Source organism: Psychrobacter sp. MF31 (genome assembly GCF_012847335.1).
Taxonomy (GTDB): domain Bacteria; phylum Pseudomonadota; class Gammaproteobacteria; order Pseudomonadales; family Moraxellaceae; genus Psychrobacter.
In genome coordinates this window covers 298,274-313,940 of the sequence record NZ_JABBDX010000002.1, presented here as the reverse complement: position 1 = coordinate 313,940, position 15,667 = coordinate 298,274, and the positions used below count along the sequence as shown (strand labels likewise).

The 15,667-nt window shown below is 46.1% G+C and carries 12 protein-coding genes; 5 read left to right on the top strand and 7 right to left on the bottom strand.

Annotated elements, in window-relative coordinates; genetic code table 11:
- The first annotated feature begins 24 nt into the window (after positions 1-24).
- Together HF322_RS04545 and epmA are read left to right on the top strand one after the other, a co-directional pair.
- Positions 25-1,167, top strand: a complete 1,143-nt coding sequence (locus HF322_RS04545; protein WP_169392213.1) for a 4-phosphoerythronate dehydrogenase — start codon at positions 25-27, stop codon at positions 1,165-1,167.
- 45 nt (positions 1,168-1,212) lie between these two features.
- The gene (epmA, locus tag HF322_RS04540; RefSeq protein WP_169392212.1) at positions 1,213-2,235 is read left to right on the top strand and encodes an EF-P lysine aminoacylase EpmA; all 1,023 of its coding nucleotides are present in this window, start codon (positions 1,213-1,215) and stop codon (positions 2,233-2,235) included.
- Between the two features lie 42 nt (positions 2,236-2,277).
- Here the strand turns inward: epmA and HF322_RS04535 are convergent, their stop codons facing one another.
- From HF322_RS04535 to HF322_RS04515, 5 genes are all read right to left on the bottom strand, one after another.
- The gene (locus HF322_RS04535; protein ID WP_169392211.1) at positions 2,278-2,727 is read right to left on the bottom strand and encodes a YaiI/YqxD family protein; all 450 of its coding nucleotides are present in this window, start codon (positions 2,725-2,727) and stop codon (positions 2,278-2,280) included.
- Positions 2,727-4,064, bottom strand: a complete 1,338-nt coding sequence (locus tag HF322_RS04530) for a 5-(carboxyamino)imidazole ribonucleotide synthase (RefSeq protein WP_169392210.1) — start codon at positions 4,062-4,064, stop codon at positions 2,727-2,729. The genes HF322_RS04535 and HF322_RS04530 overlap by 1 nt, the downstream gene beginning before the upstream one ends.
- 179 nt (positions 4,065-4,243) lie before the next feature.
- Complete coding sequence (gene purE, locus HF322_RS04525) at positions 4,244-4,810, bottom strand: 5-(carboxyamino)imidazole ribonucleotide mutase (protein ID WP_169392209.1); 567 nt, start codon at positions 4,808-4,810, stop codon at positions 4,244-4,246.
- 120 nt (positions 4,811-4,930) lie between these two features.
- The gene (locus HF322_RS04520; protein ID WP_169392208.1) at positions 4,931-5,875 is read right to left on the bottom strand and encodes a metallophosphoesterase; all 945 of its coding nucleotides are present in this window, start codon (positions 5,873-5,875) and stop codon (positions 4,931-4,933) included.
- A 127-nt stretch (positions 5,876-6,002) separates the two neighbouring features.
- A complete protein-coding gene (locus HF322_RS04515; RefSeq protein ID WP_169392307.1) occupies positions 6,003-6,560 on the bottom strand; it encodes a rhomboid family intramembrane serine protease in 558 nt (185 codons plus the stop codon).
- 513 nt (positions 6,561-7,073) lie between these two features.
- Here HF322_RS04515 and HF322_RS04510 point away from each other — a divergent pair.
- Complete coding sequence (locus HF322_RS04510; protein WP_169392207.1) at positions 7,074-8,465, top strand: hypothetical protein; 1,392 nt, start codon at positions 7,074-7,076, stop codon at positions 8,463-8,465.
- Positions 8,466-8,791: 326 nt separating this feature from the next.
- Positions 8,792-10,612, top strand: a complete 1,821-nt coding sequence (locus HF322_RS04505) for an OmpA family protein (protein WP_169392206.1) — start codon at positions 8,792-8,794, stop codon at positions 10,610-10,612.
- A 115-nt stretch (positions 10,613-10,727) separates the two neighbouring features.
- Here the strand turns inward: HF322_RS04505 and nagZ are convergent, their stop codons facing one another.
- Complete coding sequence (gene nagZ / locus HF322_RS04500) at positions 10,728-11,816, bottom strand: beta-N-acetylhexosaminidase (RefSeq protein ID WP_169392205.1); 1,089 nt, start codon at positions 11,814-11,816, stop codon at positions 10,728-10,730.
- A 430-nt stretch (positions 11,817-12,246) separates the two neighbouring features.
- Between nagZ and HF322_RS04495 the strand changes: the two genes are divergently transcribed.
- Positions 12,247-14,457: a carboxy terminal-processing peptidase gene (locus tag HF322_RS04495; RefSeq protein ID WP_169392204.1), complete on the top strand. Its 2,211-nt coding sequence runs from the start codon at positions 12,247-12,249 to the stop codon at positions 14,455-14,457.
- 441 nt (positions 14,458-14,898) lie between these two features.
- Here HF322_RS04495 and HF322_RS04490 read toward each other — a convergent pair whose 3' ends face one another.
- Positions 14,899-15,384 (bottom strand): peptidylprolyl isomerase, encoded by a 486-nt coding sequence (locus tag HF322_RS04490; RefSeq protein WP_169392203.1) that lies wholly within the window; start codon positions 15,382-15,384, stop codon positions 14,899-14,901.
- Between the last annotated feature and the right edge of the window lie 283 nt (positions 15,385-15,667).

The window sequence follows — 15,667 nt, the reverse complement described above, 5'->3', positions numbered from 1 at the left end:
CACTAAAAATAAGGAACCATAACGATGCCAAATACTAGGGAACATAATCAACCCTTAACCATTGTCGCCGACATGAATATTGCAAGCCTTGAGGCGTTTTTTAATGAAACCACCTTGTCGCAAGAAGGGGTCAATTCAAAAGCGGTAAATATCATCACCACTGCCGGTCGTGAGATTACTGCTGATTTTTTAGCAAAAATGCAGCCGCAAATTTTACTTATCCGCTCCGTCACGCCCGTTAATGAAGACTTATTAAAGGACAATAACAGCGTCCGCTTTGTAGGGTCAGCAACGATTGGCACTGACCATGTTGATCAGCATTATTTAGCGAAGCGTAATATCACCTTTGCCAATGCCGCGGGCAGCAGCAAGCATTCGGTCGCGCAATACGTGATCACTGCCATTTTAACCTTGCGACCTGAGTACTGGCAAAAACCGTTAACCCTCGGCATTATTGGTTTGGGAAATATTGGCAGTACGCTTGCAAGCTATGCGGCGGATTTGGGCTGGCAGGTTTTGGGCTATGATCCGTTATTGCCAGAGTCCAATATCAACAATTCAAGTTTTGAGACGGTCATTAGCCAAAGTGATGTGGTTAGCCTTCATGTGCCATTAACCGTGAATAAATCGGTTGATCCTATTGATGGTAGCGATTATCCAACGCGGCATTTGATTGATGCGGCAGCATTGGCAAAAATGCCTAAGGATACCATGCTTATTAATACCGCTCGCGGTGCAGTGGTGAGCGAGGCGGCGCTTAGTCTTGATATTGATAACACGGGTCGGCAAGTGGTTTTGGACGTGTTCGAGCATGAGCCGACCATCGATAGCGATTTTTTAGCCAAGCTTGCCATTGCCACGCCGCACATTGCCGGTTATAGCTTGGAGGGTAAACTTCGCGGCACGCAGATGATTTATGACGCGCTTTGCGAGCGAATGGGGATTGAGCACAAGCAAGCCATGCAGCAGCTATTGCCTGAAAACTGCTATTTGTGGTCAGAGCTCAAAGCCCATCCGGACAGACTCATTAAGTTTTATAATATTTTACAAGATGATGCCGCACTTCGGGCAGTGGTTCGCGGCGGTATCGTTGCAGGTAAAGACTTTGACCAACTGCGCCGCGATTATCGACTTCGCCGCGAGTGGCAAAGCGACATGAGCATTTAATCGTTAAAACATAATGACTGGTAAAATGGCAAAAAAGGCAATCTTATGACGGCGCAAAACTCAGAATTTTTAAATGGTAATTCAAAGCTGCCAAGCTTTGCGCCGACGATGACGCTTGCCATGGCAAAGCGCCGAGCAACATTGCTTGCTGATATCCGCGCATTTTTTGCCGAAAAAGAGGTTTTGGAAGTCCAAACGCCGCTATTATCACGGTCGGCGAATACCGATACCTTTTTGCAATCGGTTCGCTCGGACGTTCATTATCAAGATAAGCCGCTGAATTATTATTTGCAAACCTCGCCTGAATTTGCCATGAAGCGGCTGTTGGCAAGTTGGCGCGCGCCGATATTTCAAATTTGCCCTGTCTTTCGTGACAATGAAATCGGTCGTCGCCATAATATCGAATTTACCATGCTTGAATGGTATCGTCCTGATTTTAGCTTAAATCAGCTTGCCGAGGAATTAAGGCTATTGCTTGAGGCGGTGTCAAAACGTCCCGTCGTTCTCAATCATTACCGCTATATTGATGCATTTTTGGACTTTGTTGGAATTCATCCGCTTACCGCAAGTACCGCCGCGCTTCAAGCGATTGCCGCTGATAAAGGCGTGGCATCGGTTGATTTTTCGGGACTGGATAGCGAGGATATTCGCCAAGGTTGGCTTGATTTGCTGTTTAGCCATTTGGTTGAGCCAAACTTGGGTCACGAGTTGCCGACCTTAATCATTGATTATCCCAAAGCCACCGCTGCCCTTGCCAAAACCGCGCTTGATAAAGATGGCAATGAGGTGGCACGCCGATTTGAGCTTTATATTAACGGCATTGAAATTGCCAATGCTTATGATGAATTGGCGGACAGCGCGCTACTTCGCGAGCGCTTTGAGGCGGACAATGCTCGCCGCCGTTATCATGGACTGCCGGTTATGCCAATTGATGAGCATTTGCTGGCGGCAAGTGAAAACCTACCTAATTGCAGCGGCATTGCGGTTGGTTTTGATCGGCTTTTAATGGTGTTAATAGGGGCAACATCGCTGAGTGAGGTGATTCCATTTCCAAGTGATTTGGCATAACTTTTAAAGCCTGAAATTTTAAAAAATCCTAAGCTTAAATTCCTAGCGAACTAAACGGTTCATGCTATCGGCAAAGGCTTTTTTATCGCGATCACCAAAGGGTTTTTGACCTGACATGTCTTGCAACTCCAAAACGCCCGTTCCGCGCATGGTGTCCATAAAGTCGCGCATGTTCAGCTTTTGCTTGATGTTGTCCTGATTGTAAATGACGCCGCGCGGGGTGAGCACTTTTGCGCCTTTTTCTAACACGTCATTGGCAAGGGGAATGTCACTGGTGATGACCAAATCGCCCTTTTGGCAAGACTCGGCGATAAAGTCATCGGCTTTATCAAAACCTTGCGGAACGACGGTCATGGTCAACAGCTTGGATTTTTTAAGCTTAATGGGCTGATTGGCAACAAAAATGGCGCAAGTTTGCGTCCGCTCCGCCGTTTTGATGATGATGTCTTTGGCAATGAGCGGAATGGCGTCGGCATCAACCCAAATTTGCATTATTTTGCTGCCTTATTATCTGCTTTATCGTTAGCAACAGTTTTAACTTCTGATTGCTTGGTAGCTGCTAAAGCGTTGTCTTCTAAGGAATTGTTTTCCAAAGCGGCGTTTTCAATTGGGGTAGCAACAGGCGTTACCGTTTTTTCAAGACCGACTTTATTGGGTAATACGGCGATGATTTTACTTAAGGCAGGTTCTAAATCGCTGACATCATTTGGCATGACGGTGATATGGGCGATTTTGCGACCTTGACGCTCAGTTTTATGGTAGCTGTGATAATGGACGCTATCGATGGCAAGCAGGGCTTTGGTGTCCGGATATTGACCGATGACGTTAATCATAATCGACGGATGAACGTTGTCGGTATCGCCAAGCGGCAATCCTGTCACGGCACGAATATGGTTTTCAAACTGACTGGTGATGGCGCCCTCAATGCTCCAATGACCTGAGTTGTGAACGCGCGGGGCAATCTCATTGGCAACCAAATAATCATGACCGCGAGCATCTTTGGAAACAAACAACTCAAGCGCCAATACGCCAACGTAATCAAGGTGCGCCATGATTTTGCTGATGGCAGATTGTGCCGGATTAATCAAATGGCTCGTCCCCACGGCAGGAGCTTGCGTTTTAGCCAAAATGCCTTCGAAATGATGGTTTTCAACCAAATCATAGCAGCGAACGATACCGTTTTGATCGCGAGCGGCAATGATGGACACCTCACGGCTAAAGTTTACAAAACCTTCGGCAATGAGCGGGGCAGGCGTTGAGGTCAGTTGACCTTGACCACTGACGGCGTCTTTTAATTCATTCCAAGCTTGAGCAATCTCAGTTTCCACTTTGATGACCACTTGACCTTTGCCATCATAGCCGCCGCGACTGGTTTTAAGGACAATAGGCAAGCCAAGATTTTGGCAAGCGCTTTGTAAATCCTCAAGTGAGCTGACCGCTTCGAACGGTACAGTTTGGATATCAAGCTCATTGAACATGCGCTTTTCTTTTAGGCGGTCTTGAGCGATATCGAGTGCAATTGGCGGTGGAAACATGCCAAGCTTATTGGCGCCTTTTTGACTAGATAACTTGGCAAGTTTTTCAACGGTTTCGGTCGGTGTATTTTCAAACTCAAGGGTGAACACATCGGAGGCTTCAATAAACGCCTCAAGCTCATCGCTTTTAAATACTTGACCGTAAAGGCTGGCTGGGCAGTTGTCGCCATCTTCTAAAAATACGCAGCGAAACCCAAGCGGAATTGCCGCTTCAGCCAGCATCATCGCCAGCTGACCGCCGCCTAAAATACCAATGGTTTTGGGAGCTTTATAAGGGGAGTGGGCTTGGGTCATGAGTCGCTCTTTTTTTTGTTAAAATTAAAAATAAGGGGGCAAGCGCGTGGTCAGTCGCTCAGCGCTTAAAAATAAGAAAAGGTGCAGATTTGCACCTTGAAGCTAAAAGCTATCTGAAATCAATAATGATGTCAATAGCCAAGTTAATGCGAAGACGGATACGATCATCAGTCACAATTTTAGCCTGTAATGATTCCTGGAGTGGGACTTGCAAGCACCGTTTCGGTTTGCTTTTGGCGCAATTGGTTCAGCTTTTGAGCAATCGCACCATCATGAAGCGCTAAAATTTGAATCGCAAGCAGCGCGGCGTTATAAGCCCCTGCCGTTCCGATCGCAAGCGTGCCAACCGCCACGCCTTTTGGCATCTGAACGATGGATAACAAGCTGTCCCAACCGCTTAGAATGGATGATTTTACTGGAACGCCAAGCACTGGCAAGGATGTTTGGCTGGCACACATTCCGGGCAGATGGGCGGCGCCGCCTGCCCCTGCAATGATGACTTGCAAACCATTGGCTTTTGCTGATTTGGCAAAATCAAATAAGCGGTCAGGCGTTCGGTGCGCCGACACCACTTCACAAGAAAAGGCAATATCAAATTCTGAAAGCAATAGCGCCGCCTCGCGCATCGTTGCCCAATCGGACTGCGATCCCATGATGATGCCAACTTTGGCGACCCCTTTTGGTGAGGCGATCGGCTCAGGGACATTAGAGTGATTTAAAGCGGCTTGATTGGGTGCTTGGCTCATGATGCAATTCCCGCAAAACGATTATCATACTAAGATGTCAAGGCGGCGTAAAGTCAGGATTGCGATTATTTATCCAAGCTGACTTTTTTAAAGGACAGTAAGTTTAAAGGTCATCATGGGTTAATCGTGGCGATACTGAACAAAATTATCCGCTGACAATGGTAACGGGCATTCGGTATCAAACTGATAACAAGTCAAATAACCGCTATCGACCGCCGCCGAATAATCGGTACAAATCACCTGCGGGCTTAAGGGTTCAGGGCTTCCGGTTAGCCAATAGTGACCCACGAACACCGGCTTTTGCGTTTTTAAGGCAAAATTGATATTTTCAGCTAAGGCATCAGTTGGGATAAGCGCCAAGTTTGATTTTGGCGCTCGCGCAATCTCGTGAATGGTTTTTGAGTCCAAATCATCAAGCCACCAACGAACGCGGACATTTTTGCGTTCAGCCCCTTCTTTATCAACCATCACAAGCCCGTCTGGAAGCGGCGTCTCCACCCCTTTGAGCACCCGCTCAAGCGCATCAAATTCCGGAGTTCCTTTTTGCGACGTTGCCACCAACGCCTCATAAGTTAAGCAGTGATTTTCGGTTAATAATGGCGCTAGCACCGCCATGCTATCCACATCCCAACAGGCATGAACAAAGCAAGCATAATCGGTTTCAAGCCAAAGCGGAATCTCATAAAATCGTGACAGCCAATAGTCATGAAGCTTCGACCCCATTGGCGCTTCTTTTAAAAATGCCTCATGCTGACGGCGGTGAACGTCACTGTGCGATCGCAAATATTCCTCTGGTCTATACGGATTGGGCGTTGCAAACGCCAGCGCGTTGTACTCATGATTTCCCATGACTGCGTCTGCCACATCGTGATCAATCATGGCAAACACGATGTCAAGGGTGGCAATTTCTTGTGAGCCACGATCGATTAAATCACCGATAAACAGCGCTCGATGACCTTTTGGCGGCTCAAAATACGTGCCGTTATGGCGATAACCAAGCTGATGGAGTAACCCTTCAAGCTTGTCCGCATAACCATGAATATCACCGATGATATCAATAATCATAATTTTACCTCCTCATATGAATAAACTTTTTAATTGTCAATGAGTTTAGGCTGTCAATTAAAAGGCAGCCTTTATTTATTAAATGGATAAAAAGAAGCGTTTAAATGAATGTTTTGTAGAAACAAGCTTAAAATTGAGGAGAAATCAGCGCATTAAAAAAGTGCAATAAAATTGAGGGGTGCAATAAAATGGTTGCCACTACCCCAAACGCGCCGCCCCACAAATGCGCCATATGATTGATATTTGAGTTGCCTTGTTTGTTGGCGTAAATGCTATAAGCCACATAAGCAATGGCAAAAACAATTGCTGGAATCGGTACAATGGCAAATAAATAAATCATTTCCCAAGGTGCAATTAAAATAAAGGCAAACAGCACCGCTGACACGCCGCCTGACGCCCCAAGGCTCAAATAGCTCGCGTTGTGTTTGTTTTTAATATAGCTTGGAATCATGGCAGCCACAATCGCCAGCACATAAAAAATCACAAAGCCATAGCCGAACACAAACTCGCGATATAAGCCTTCAATTGCCCGCCCAAAAAAGTACAGGGTGAACATATTAAACAATAAATGCATGCTGTCGGCGTGGATAAAGCCGTGCGTCACAAATCTGTCCCATTGGCCTGCGCTGACCGCTGGCGGGTAAAAAATCAGCCGATTAAACAGCGCTTTGTTTTGCCAAGCCATGAGGCTAACAATGACCGTGATGATAATAATTAAGGTGGTATGAGTGAGCAAAGGTTGTCCTTAACGTCAGCCAAAAGTAAGCAGGATTTTTAAAAATTGATCTTTGATTACTGGTCTTTAATTATAGTAGTCAGTTTGGCTTTGAAGCTCAATTCATGATTAACACAAATTACATTCAACTACAAAACAGCCGTGAATCTTGGCAAAGCTATCGTGATTCGCTTCTATACGATTACCAAATTTTATGGTTGACTGACACCATAGCAATTTTAGCAACTTTTGTGCTCCATCTTGTCTAATCTCTGGCATGATGGCGCTATCGTTTTGGCAACGCAGTATGGGCAAGAATTAGCCCCAAAACGACAAGCTCACGCTATAAAATTTTACTGAGGAAATTTTGGAAACTATACTTTTGGAAAAATAATATTTAGCCAAATCATTTTTTTATTCATTCTTTTGGAAAATAATCACTTTTTTGGAAAAACTGTTGTGTTATCAATCAGGCGGAAATTTATGACAATCATTAATCATTTGGACAGTACTGTAACCCCAGCAATTTTAGGCAATTCAGGCGGCGCGGCGCATCAAAACTTACTTGAGCAGTTTTATGCCATTTTGGTCAACCGCTTGGCGCTCCCTGAGGTGATCACTCAGCTTCAACGCTATGACAGCTTGGTGGAACCTGCGCCGAGCAATCTGTTATTTGAGCAAATTTGGAGCGAGCCAAGTCAGCGTCAGCTTCTCATCCACGAGCTTGCCGGAACCCATCATATTGATGCAGCAACGACTGAGCAGCTGGTGAATCATGCCACCCCCCTTGCGTTTAAAGAGCTAAATATCTTAGCAAACAATCAACCGCTACCGCCGTTTTTGCAGTTGCGCCTTAACGAAATCAGACCTTACTTGCCGGCTTGGGCGGGGGCAGTGATTGGGCTGACAAGGGTGCCAGAGCCAGTTGTAACTGAGGTGATCCATACGGTTGCTGCTGTGCCTGAATCCCGAGCAGAGATTCGCGCTCGCAATCAGCGTAATGACATGATGGTGCGCCTGTTGTTGTTAGTTGCAGGGTTGTTGGCGTTATTGCTGCTTTGGTGGCTGTTTTTACGCGAGCCTAGTGAGGAGCCTGTAGAAACGGTGGCGATTAATCCGGCGGCAACTGCGCCTGAAACGGTAACGCCTGTTGCTGTGGTGACGCCTGCGCAATTGGTTGTTGGCGTTGATGATGCAGGCAATTTGTACACCTGCTCGGCAACCGTTGGCGATGACAACTTAAAAGCGCAATTGCAACAAGCGCTGACCACAAGCTTTGGTGCTCAAGCCAGCATTTGTGATATCAGCGTTCGAAGCGGTGTTGCAACCACGCTTACGAACATCAATGTCGAAACGCTGCCGAACGTCTTAACGCTGATGAGAAGCGCACCGTTTTCAAGATTTCAATTGCAAAATGACAGCATCAGCTTAGAAGCGCCTGATGAGACGCAATTGCAGCGCTTGCTCGTGGATGTTCAAGCCATAGTGCCGACCGTGACCATCACCACCGCAAGACCTGTGGTTGCCACCACAACCGTGACTCAAGCTGCACCTGCGCCCACCGTTGTTTATGAAAATACAGCCCCAACGCCCAACCCTGTGACGATTGTCAACCCAGCACCTCAGCAAAGCGTTCCTGTGACCACGCCGAGCAATCAAGTAGCGCCCGTTAACAATAGCCCACAACCTGTCACCAATAATACGATCACCCCAGCGCCTGCGCCGCCACCACAAAGCAGCATTAGCAACACTTCAATGCCGCAAAATAACCGACCAGCAAATGGTCAATTGTCGCAAGCTGAAGTCGATGACATTGCCAATACCACCATCATCGCTGACCCTGTTCGAAATGTGAATCAGAACAATCCTCAATAATTATAATCCTCAATAATTAAAAGTTATTTCAAACAGCTTTTAATCCTCCAAAATAAAACCGCTTAAGCGAAAACGGTAGTCTTAGGCGGTTTTTTGTAAAAAAAATGTGAGAATACTTGCTAATAGTTACTTGTGCTCACTCAATCGTTACTTATCTTAGCAATTGCCCTACAGCAACTTCATAGCCGAGTCATAATTTGCCGCTTTATAATAAAAATGGTTTTGCAGTATTAAAATTTCTAATTGCAAAATGCTATTTTTAACTGGTTTTAGTCAACTTTAAAATTATCATTTATTTTATAACAATAATTTCGAGGAGTTTTCTTATGGATATCATCAGTCACTTAACACGAACTGTTAGCCCAGCGGTGCTTGGCGATGACCGCTCGCCTGCTAAAATGCACCTGCTTGAGCAGTTTTATGCCATTTTTGCAGCAAAGCTTGCTGATCCTGAGGTATTTAACCGCTTTAGCAGCGAAAATATTGCCCATAACGATCAAGGGTTTTATGACCGAATTTGGACTGAAGGTAGCCATAAAGAGCAAATCGCTAATGAGCTTGCCGCTGAAAATAACGTTGATCCCATCGCTGCTCGCGGATTGATTGCCATGGCAGCCCCGCTGGCTTATCACGAAATCAAAAGCTTGGCAGGAACAATGCCTGTCCCCCAGTTTTTGAATGATAATTTAAACAGCTATCAGCATCATATCCCGCTTTGGGCAGCAGGACTGATTCCTGCCGGAATGATTGCAGCAGCGCCAACGGCAGCGGCGGTTCCCGTGGGCGAGCGCATTTCTGATACCGTCAGCACCGCGCCCCTACAAAAAACGCCAGAGCCGCAAGGCAACTTTATGAAGGCGCTATTGCCGATTATCGGTTTAATTATTTTAGGGGCGCTGGCTTGGGCGCTGCTTCGCGGTTGTCAAAACAATCCTGAACCGGTGGGAACGCCTGTCGTCACTGACCAACAAACGGCAACTGACGGTCAAGCTGTTGCGGTCACCGATGTTGAACCAGCTTCGTTACGACTTGCCACAGGCGACGCGCCAGGATCGCTTTACGCTTGTCGCATGAACGTGGGCAACGAAGCGCTTCAAGGTACTCTCATGAGCGCGCTTAGTAGCACCTTTGGCGGCGATGCGGACAAGTGCCGCGCGGACGTTGATGACAACTTTGCAACCGATATGCCAGCGTCGGGACAACTTGCCAGCATTTTACCTTTGGTGAATAACGTTCCTAACGCCAGCATCTTTATCAAAGGCAATGACATCGTTGTTAACGCTCCAGATACCGCAGCCTTGCAAAAATTAGTGAGCGACATTCAAGCAGCGGCGCCTTCAATGATAGTCACCGCTGAAAAGCCGCTAGATTTACAAGGTGAGATCGACCGCAGTATTGAAGCGGCAAATATTGCTGTTGACCGTTTGGGCGAAAATCCAGACCCACGTGATGTTGCTCGTGCGTTGAGCTTACAAGTTGTTCACTTTGATGTCGATAAAGCCATCATTCCTGATGTCAACAAGCCCGTTCTTGATCGCGCCGTTGAAATCATGAAAAAAGTGCCTGACATGAAGCTTTTGATTACCGGTCATACTGACAGCACGGCTGATCCAGCTTACAACTTGAACCTATCCAAAGAGCGCGCCCAGTCCATGAAAGATTACATGGTGTCAAAAGGCGCTGACCCAAGCAAGCTAATCATCCAAGGCAAAGGTGAGACGGAGCCGGTCGCCGATAACTCAACCGATCAAGGTCGCTTCCGTAACCGCCGCATTGAGTTCACCGTTTATGATGAAACTGCGATGAACAACAACGTAGAAGTTGCTGATATTGGCGGCGTGAATCCAATGCCACCGACCAGCACTAACGTTCCGGTGATCGAGCGTGAAGGCACATCTGGCGGCGCTAACGTCACGATGAACAATACCGACAATATGAATAGTGGCATGAACGATACGACGATGAATAACAATGGTACGACAAATGGTACGACAGAGACTCGCGACCCAAATGAAGTGCCAACTCCTGCACCAAAAAGCTCACTTCCTGTTCCAAAAACTGACGTGAAGCCGATCAATAATACGGCAACGACTACCCAGCCAAACGCTAACAATGCCGCTGCTGGAACTACTACAAGCAATCCGTAGTTAAAAATTAGTAAGTAAATTGACGTCAAAAAAAACCACCAAGCGCTTTGGTGGTTTTTTATGTTATATCACAGTCAAATTAATTTTTTGTCGTTAAAATTTTTGGGGTCAAAAATTACGACGCTGAATAATGAGTTGGATCTATTGGCTTATCTTGTTGATTAGTACCTTTGAATTGAGATTCTCCAAAAAACGATGCCTTAACATTCTCTTTTGCCGATTGCCAATGGGAAAATTGCTGGCAAGTGGCTTCAAGGCTGCCTTGCCATGTTGGGATTTGACTTTTCATAGCCGCTACCCGATTTGAGGGCGAAAGTTGCAGTGCTTTAACGGCTTGAGTCGCATCAAGGGCTGCTAAGCGGTCATTGCAAACCAATGCCAAATCGCAACCTGCATGGATTGCGGCGGTCACGCGAGCGCCAATATCGCCTGCAATCTTAGCCCCTGCCATTGATAAATCGTCTGAAAATATCACACCTTTAAACCCAAGCTTTTCGCGTAAAATATCTTGTAGCCAAACTTTAGAAAATCCGGCAGGCTGGTCATCGACTTGGCTAAAAATGACGTGAGCGGGCATCAACGCATCAAGCAGCGGCATGGTTTGTAAAAACGGCTGAATATCACGCGCCATAATCTCAGCAAATTGGCGATTATCGATAGCTTCGCTGACGTGCGAGTCCGGCGCAATCGCCCCATGACCTGGAAAATGCTTTCCTGTCGTTGCCATGCCAGCTGCTTTCATCCCGCGCATAAACTCATTAGCAAGCGTAATAATCACCTTTGGGTCTTGATGAAAGCTGCGATCGCCAATGACCAAGCTTACATCATCAAGATCAAGAACCGGCGCAAAGCTGATATCAATGCCCACCGCCAGCACCTCGCAAGCCATCAAGTAGCCGCAATCAAAGGCGCAGCTTTTGGCAGTATCAGGATCAGTATCAAATAATTTTCCGATCGCGCCCATAGCGGGCAGTTTGGTAAAGCCCTCACGCAGCCGAGCAACGCGACCGCCTTCTTGATCCACGCCAATCAAAATCTCAGGATTGCAATCGCGAATGGCATCGCAAAGCTTGCGAACTTGGGCAGCGTTTGCCACATTGCGCCCAAACAAGATCACCCCGCCAACTTCCGGCTGGCTAATAAGTTGGCTATCTTCGGATAACAGCGCTGTCCCTGCCACATCGATCATCAAAGCGCCTGTCATGGTCTGCTCCTAACTTGAATGAATTAAACTTAACGTTATCAAATGTCACAACCATTATGCCAACTCAAAATTCGCCTGCCAAATTTTTTTAGCACGACCATTGAAACCCATCAAAAGTGCCATGATTAAAGCGGTATTCATCATGAATTTAAACAACGGCATTTTAGCATTATAAAAAGCTATCTCAGCCATTGCGAAAGATTAGTGATACAGTTTGAGACAGTCAAAATACAAGCGCTGTGCTACCATAAAGCATTTTCTAAGGATAAATCTGCGTTAGCATTTTAAAAAATTTCCCAATTATTTTTGGTTTTTTGCAAAGCTTTTTAATCGTTTTATAAATTTAAAACTGAATTAAAAAAGCTTGAGCCATCAAGCCGCGATACAAATTAAGTATAAATTGACAGGATCAATCAACTAGGTGTAAATGATGAAAAAACAACCAGCACAGTGGTTACTGAGCATTGCGTCCGTGGGCGTTGTTGGTCTTATTTTGACCCAAAGTTATGGTACAGCGATTGCTGATACCAACACCAAAGGCTTCGTTGCCACCCCCGAGCAAAAGCTGACCACGCGTCAGGTTGCCGCTTTATTAGACCGAAGCCATTACCTGAATCAGCCGCTTGACAGCAAAATGGGCGCTCAGATTTTGGACATGTATATCGACAATTTAGATCCCAATCACACGCTGTTTTTGCAGTCGGATGTCGATGAGTTTAAACAAAAATACGCAAGCGAGTTTGGCAATCGCTTAAAACGCGGTGATCTGTCAGCTGGTGTGGAAATTTTTGAGCGCTACCGCAAACGCTCCAATGAATATTTTGAGCTTGCCAATCGCTTGCTAAAATCCAACGTCAAATTGACCGGAAACGACAGCATTATTTTAGATCGCGAAAAGCTTGCTCATTTTAAAACTCAAAAAGAGCAGCGCGATTATTGGACGCGCCAACTTAAATTTCAGCTGATTGGCATCACCCTTGGCAAAGAAGATGAGGCGGGTAAAGAAAAAGTCTTTATGGACAATCCGGACATCACCTTGGGTCAAGACTTGGTTCGCAATGATAAGCGCTCGGCTAATGAGATTTTGCTTAACCGCTTGCAGCGTCAGCATGAGCAAATGCAGCGCTTCACTGATGATGAGATCATGGAAACGGTGCTAAATACCGCCATGTTGACTTATGATCCGCACAGCAACTATTATGCGCCGATCCAAGCTACCGAACTGCAAATTCAATCGAGCCTTCAGCTAGAAGGTATTGGCGTGTCCATCCGCCCTGATCGCAAAAATCCGGACTATACCCGAATTGTTACCTTAGTTGATGGCGGTCCTGCGGCAAAAAGTGGTCAAATCAAGCCTAACGATTTGATTATTGGCATTGCCAAAGATGGTAAAAATATGACCGATGTGGTCGGTTGGTCAACGCGCGAAATCGTCAGCCTCATTCGCGGTAAGCGCGGCACCACCGTCACCATCAAAGTACGTCAGCCAAACGCCCCAGATGCCAGCGCCAGAACTGTAAGCATGGTTCGCGATGTTATCGAGCAAGAAGAGTCGGGCGTGACCCAGCGCGTGGTCAATATTCAAAGACCAGGCATTGATAAAACCCCAAAACGCATTGGCGTTCTTGAGATTCCAAGCTTTTATCTTAACTACCAAGCGCGCCGAAATGGTGAGCAGTACCGAAGCGTTAGCGTCGATACTGAGCGCGCGCTTAAAGCCTTAAACGCGCAAAATATCGACGGTCTTGTGGTTGATCTTCGCAACAACCCTGGCGGCTCGCTCGATGAAGTTGCCAAAATGCTTGGGCTATTTATTAAAAGCGGACCTTTAGTTCAGATTCGTGACAATCGCGGCAACGTTCAAGTTTACCGCGATGATGACGGCGGCGCTCAGCTTTACGCCGGTAAAATGGTCGTGTTAACCAACTTAGCCTCGGCGTCTGCCAGTGAGATTTTTGCCGCTGCCATCCAAGATTATGGTCGTGGATTGGTGGTTGGTAGCACCACCACCGGAAAAGGCTCTGCGCAAATTCAGCTTGATAATTTAGCATTAGGATCAGCAACCTTAACTCAGCGCAAGTTTTACCGTGTGACGGGCGGCAGTACCCAAAACAAAGGCGTGGTTCCTGACGTCAATTTGGTCAATATTTATGATGATGCCATCTTTGGTGAGCGCGTGCAAAAAAATGCCTTACCTTGGGACACCATTAAAACCGCGGCCTATAAGCCTGAAGGCAAGTTCAGTGCCACCACGCTTGCGACCCTCAATCAGCAATCAAAAATTCGCCAAGAAAAAAATCCGCAGTTTATTTATTTGACCGCGCTTAATAAAATTCGCGATATGGAAGATGAGAAAAAGCCCATCAAGCTTGACATCAACAGCCGCCGTGCCAAGATGAAACTGGTTGAGCAAAAAACGCTTGAGGCGGAAAATCAGCGCCGAAAAGCGCTTGGCGAGCGCCCTTATGCCAATTGGAGCACCTATCAGGCGCAAATGGATGCCAAGTTTGAAGAGCGCAGCCAAATGAAGGCAAGCATCAGGCCACAGTTGCCTGAGGATGAAGCTTATATTAATGAAGCGGCGTATTTGATGCTCAGCGCTGAGCCAACTGCGGCAGTTAGGGCGACGTCTGCGCCATAAGGCTGTAAGCAATTGCTTACAACAGATGACGCCTTGACCTCTATTGCTAACGGCTTAAATTTGCGATGATGGTGTCACTGCCTGAGGGCTCACTTACAAAACGTTTTACTAGGGATTGGTAAAATTTGTAACGTCAGTCATCAGATCAGGGAAGGTAAGTTCATTAGGGATGATGAAAAAAAAGGGTAGGATACCCGCAGAAAAAATAAGTCTTGGGATTGGCTTATCATTTTTCTGAAATCAGGGATGGATGATCGCAAAAAGCCGTATGACCACTGAGGTTATACGGCTTTTTTATGGTTAAACCATTTACAGTTATTTGTCATCATTGCGCTTTTTTTTATAATAAAAAAGCCTGCAATCAGAACAGGCTTTTTTACAACGACACTTATTTATAAAGAGACTTATTTATAACGATACTGAGTTAAATATGAGCGCTAATTAGTGCTGAACGCCGCCTGCACCATGAACGTGACCATGGTTAAGCTCGTCTTCAGTTGCAGCGCGAACCTCTTGGATTTCCACATCAAAAGTTAAGCGTTTGCCAGCTAAGGGATGGTTGGCATCAACGGTCACTTCTTTGTCGTTCACGTCAGTTACAGTAACCAGCATCACATGACCGCCAGACTCCGATTGAAACTGCATTCCAGGTTGAATGTCATCAACGCCTTGGAAATTATCGCGAGGAACGCGCTGAACCGCTTGCTCTTGGTACTCGCCATAAGCATCGGCAGGCTCAATCACCGCGTGGACTTTTTCGCCCGCTGATTTGCCTTCAAGCTGATTTTCAAGTCCTGGGATGATGTTTTGATGACCATGAAGGTAGGCAAGTGGCTGACCTTCAGGTGACTTGTCAATGATGTTGCCTTCATCGTCGGTTAACGTGTAGTTAAATTTGACGGCGGTGTCCTTTGCAATGGTAGTCATAAGCGATCCTAATGGGTTGTTATTAATGTAATAAACCTAAAAAAGCCAATCAGCCAGCCAAAAAGCCACCTTAATAGTCAAATTATCATCAGTTTATTAGGAATAATTAAGTAGTAACTGAAAAGCAGTTAGCCTATTCATTGAGATGATCATACTAACTTTCAAGGTGAGGTTGCAAAAATTTTCGTAATAAATGACAAATAATGAGCATAAAAGCTTAAGCGCTCAAGTTGCCTTTTTACCATAAGGCTTTTACTATAAGGTATTTTAATAACGATAAGCC

Bases quoted from the DNA above. Each gene is read 5' to 3' on its own strand.
- nagZ (WP_169392205.1), bottom strand. From the start codon at position 11,816: ATGACAGGCGCTTTGATGATCGATGTGGCAGGGACAGCGCTGTTATCC.
- epmA (WP_169392212.1), top strand. From the start codon at position 1,213: ATGACGGCGCAAAACTCAGAATTTTTAAATGGTAATTCAAAGCTGCCA.
- HF322_RS04490 (WP_169392203.1), bottom strand. From the start codon at position 15,384: ATGACTACCATTGCAAAGGACACCGCCGTCAAATTTAACTACACGTTA.
- purE (WP_169392209.1), bottom strand. From the start codon at position 4,810: ATGAGCCAAGCACCCAATCAAGCCGCTTTAAATCACTCTAATGTCCCT.
- HF322_RS04510 (WP_169392207.1), top strand. From the start codon at position 7,074: ATGACAATCATTAATCATTTGGACAGTACTGTAACCCCAGCAATTTTA.
- HF322_RS04520 (WP_169392208.1), bottom strand. From the start codon at position 5,875: ATGATTATTGATATCATCGGTGATATTCATGGTTATGCGGACAAGCTT.
- HF322_RS04515 (WP_169392307.1), bottom strand. From the start codon at position 6,560: ATGGCTTGGCAAAACAAAGCGCTGTTTAATCGGCTGATTTTTTACCCG.
- HF322_RS04545 (WP_169392213.1), top strand. From the start codon at position 25: ATGCCAAATACTAGGGAACATAATCAACCCTTAACCATTGTCGCCGAC.
- HF322_RS04535 (WP_169392211.1), bottom strand. From the start codon at position 2,727: ATGCAAATTTGGGTTGATGCCGACGCCATTCCGCTCATTGCCAAAGAC.
- HF322_RS04530 (WP_169392210.1), bottom strand. From the start codon at position 4,064: ATGACCCAAGCCCACTCCCCTTATAAAGCTCCCAAAACCATTGGTATT.
- HF322_RS04505 (WP_169392206.1), top strand. From the start codon at position 8,792: ATGGATATCATCAGTCACTTAACACGAACTGTTAGCCCAGCGGTGCTT.
- HF322_RS04495 (WP_169392204.1), top strand. From the start codon at position 12,247: ATGAAAAAACAACCAGCACAGTGGTTACTGAGCATTGCGTCCGTGGGC.